Origin of the sequence: Syntrophothermus sp. (assembly GCF_013314835.1) — a bacterium.
Classification (GTDB): Bacteria; Bacillota; Syntrophomonadia; order Syntrophomonadales; family Syntrophothermaceae; genus Syntrophothermus; species Syntrophothermus lipocalidus.
On the sequence record NZ_JABUEX010000130.1, the window covers coordinates 1 to 3,355 of the forward strand.

Genomic DNA, 3,355 nt, shown 5'->3' on the forward strand with positions numbered 1-3,355 from the left:
TTTCGCCGAGCCCCCCGTCAAGACAGCGCCCAAGTCGTTACGCCATTCGTGCGGGTCGGAACTTACCCGACAAGGAATTTCGCTACCTTAGGACCGTTATAGTTACGGCCGCCGTTCACCGGGGCTTTGGTTCAGACCTTCGGGGTTCCCCCCTGAGCCCTCCCCTTAACCTTCCGGCACTGGGCAGGCGTCAGCCCCTATACTTCGTCTTTCGACTTAGCAGAGACCTGTGTTTTTGATAAACAGTCGCTTGGGCCATTTCTCTGCGGCCCCCTCGCGCAGCACAAAGCAAATTCATGCCACGCTACTCGGGGCACCTCTTCTCCCGAAGTTACGAGGTCAGTTTGCCGAGTTCCTTAACGAGGGTTCTCTCGCGCGCCTTAGGATTCTCTCCTCGCCTACCTGTGTCGGTTTGCGGTACGGGCACCCCGGACCCTCGCTAGAGGCTTTTCTTGGCAGCCTGGGTTCAGCCAGTTCCGCTACTAAATTTCGCGTCCCCATCAGGCCTCGGAGTTACCGTAGCCCGGATTTGCCTGGACTACCTCCTACACCCTTGGACAGGCACTTCCAGTCGCCTGATGGCCTACCCTCCTGCGTCACCCCATCGCTTGAGTCCCCCACGCTCGCCCCGGTAACCGAAGCTACCAGAGTCCGCGTGGAGTCCCCATGGTCGGTTCCAGGGTGGTATCGGAATATCAACCGATTGTCCATCGCCTACGCCTATTGGCCTCGGCTTAGGCCCCGACTTACCCTGAGAGGACGACCCTTCCTCAGGAAACCTTAGGCTTTCGGCGGGCAGGATTCTCACCTGCCTTGTCGCTACTCATACCGGCATTCTCTCTTCCCTGCCGTCCATAGGTCCTTACGGTCCTACTTCGCTCGCCAGGGAACGCTCCCCTACCAAGTAGCTATACCGCTACTTCCCAGGCTTCGGTGATGGGCTTCAGCCCCGATACATTTTCGGCGCAGGACCACTTGACCAGTGAGCTATTACGCACTCTTTAAATGAATGGCTGCTTCTAAGCCAACATCCTGGCTGTCTTAGCGACCCCACATCCTTTCCCACTTAGCCCATACTGTGGGACCTTAGCCTTGGGTCTGGGCTTTTCCCCTCTCGACTATGAACCTTAGAGCCCACAGTCTGACTCCCGGGATAAACTTATGGCATTCGGAGTTTGAAAGGGTTCGGTAAGCTTTCAGGCCCCCTAGCCCGATCAGTGCTCTACCTCCATAAGTCATCTCCCGAGGCTAGCCCTAAAGCTATTTCGGGGAGAACCAGCTATCTCCGGGTTCGATTGGCATTTCACCCCTATCCACAGCTCATCCCATGCCTTTTCAACGACAACGTGGTTCGGGCCTCCACGGGGGTTTAACCCCGCTTCACCCTGGCCATGGATAGATCACCCGGTTTCGGGTCTACAGCGTGCGACTATCGCGCCCATTTAAGACTCGCTTTCGCTACGGCTCCGCGTCATCCGCTTAACCTCGCCACACACTGTAACTCGCCGGTCCGTTCTACAAAAAGTACGCGGTCAGACTCGTTGCCCGCTAAGCAGGCCCGAACGTCCTCCCACTGTTTGTAGGCACATGGTTTCAGGTTCTATTTCACTCCCCTCCCGGGGTTCTTTTCACCTTTCCCTCACGGTACTAGTTCACTATCGGTCGCCGGGTAGTATTTAGCCTTGGAAGGTGGTCCTCCCAGCTTCCCACGGGGTTCCTCGTGCCCCGTGGTACTCAGGTGGCCACCCATGGCGGCCTCTCCCTTTCGCCTACTGGACTATCACCATCTACGGTGGGACGTTCCAGACCTCTTCGGCTAGAGATACGCCTGCCATCCGAATACCTGCAGATATCCGACGGTGGCTCCTGCAACCCCCGCAACACAACGCCTGCAGGCTTACATGCTGCGGGTTTGGGCTCCTCCCCTTTCGCTCGCCGCTACTTGGGGAATCGATACTTCTTTCTTCTCCTCGCGGTACTAAGATGTTTCAGTTCCCGCGGTTCCCCTCCCTGCCCTATCGATTCAGACAGGGATGCCAGGGCATTACCCCTGGCGGGTTTCCCCATTCGGGCATCCCCGGATCAACGCCTGCTTGCGGCTACCCGAGGCGTATCGCCGCTTGCCACGCCCTTCATCGGCTCCCGGCGCCAAGGCATCCACCATGCGCCCTTCCTAGCTTGACCTCATCATAAGCCCGACGAAACACCCAAACTGTGCAGTTTTCAAGGTGCATCCCCGGCCCCGCCACGGAAGCCCGCCGCGGAAGCCGGCGCGCCATATTCGGCGCTGCGCTTCTGTCACGTTATATCGCTCTCAGGTCTACCCGCACGCCCTCTCTGTCGAAGGCCACCGCAGCAGACCGGATAGCCTGTTCTGGTGGAGATGAGCGGAATCGAACCGCTGGCCTCCTGCGTGCAAAGCAGGCGCTCTCCCGGCTGAGCTACATCCCCACACTACCCACAAAAACTGGTGGGCATAGGTGGGCTCGAACCACCGACCTCACGCTTATCAGGCGTGCGCTCTAACCACCTGAGCTATACGCCCACCTTACACCTTGTTTCCAGACTGAAGGATTTGCTCCTTCAAAGCTAAACAGTGAGTATGGCAGGTGGGATCGACCTGGGAGTTTGCGCATCTCCCCCTCGAGCGGTGCCGAGGCGGGAACACACCGTAGCTCCTTAGAAAGGAGGTGATCCAGCCGCACCTTCCGATACGGCTACCTTGTTACGACTTCACCCCAATCACCTGCCCCACCTTCGACGGCTGCCTCCCTTTCGGGTTAGCCCACCGGCTTCGGGTGTTGCAGGCTTTCGTGGTGTGACGGGCGGTGTGTACAAGGCCCGGGAACGTATTCACCGCGGTATGCTGACCCGCGATTACTAGCGATTCCGACTTCACGCAGGCGGGTTGCAGCCTGCGATCCGAACTGGGACCTGCTTTTTGGGATCCGCTCCCCCTCGCGGGTTCGCCTCCCTCTGTACAGGCCATTGTAGCACGTGTGTAGCCCAGGACATAAGGGGCATGATGACTTGACGTCATCCCCACCTTCCTCCGGGTCGTCCCCGGCAGTCCCCCTAGAGTGCTCGGCTTCCCCGCTAGCAACTAGGAGCAGGGGTTGCGCTCGTTGCGGGACTTAACCCAACATCTCACGACACGAGCTGACGACAGCCATGCACCACCTGTGTGCCCGTCCTAAAAGGAAATGCGCGTTTCCACGCACGTCAGGCACATGTCAAGCCCTGGTAAGGTTCTTCGCGTTGCATCGAATTAAACCACATGCTCCACCGCTTGTGCGGGCCCCCGTCAATTCCTTTGAGTTTCAACCTTGCGGCCGTACTCCCCAGGCGGGATGCT

At 58.6% G+C, this 3,355-nt stretch carries 2 tRNA genes and 2 rRNA genes; all 4 read right to left on the reverse strand.

From position 1 onward, the window contains the following. Positions 1-2,184 (reverse strand): 23S ribosomal RNA (locus HPY90_RS15510); the annotation flags it as partial. Between the two features lie 191 nt (positions 2,185-2,375). Further along, a tRNA-Ala gene (locus HPY90_RS15515) sits at positions 2,376-2,451 on the reverse strand. A 17-nt stretch (positions 2,452-2,468) separates the two neighbouring features. Then, positions 2,469-2,545 (reverse strand) — tRNA-Ile (locus tag HPY90_RS15520). Between the two features lie 138 nt (positions 2,546-2,683). Continuing rightward, positions 2,684-3,355: ribosomal RNA gene (locus HPY90_RS15525) — 16S ribosomal RNA — on the reverse strand; the annotation flags it as partial.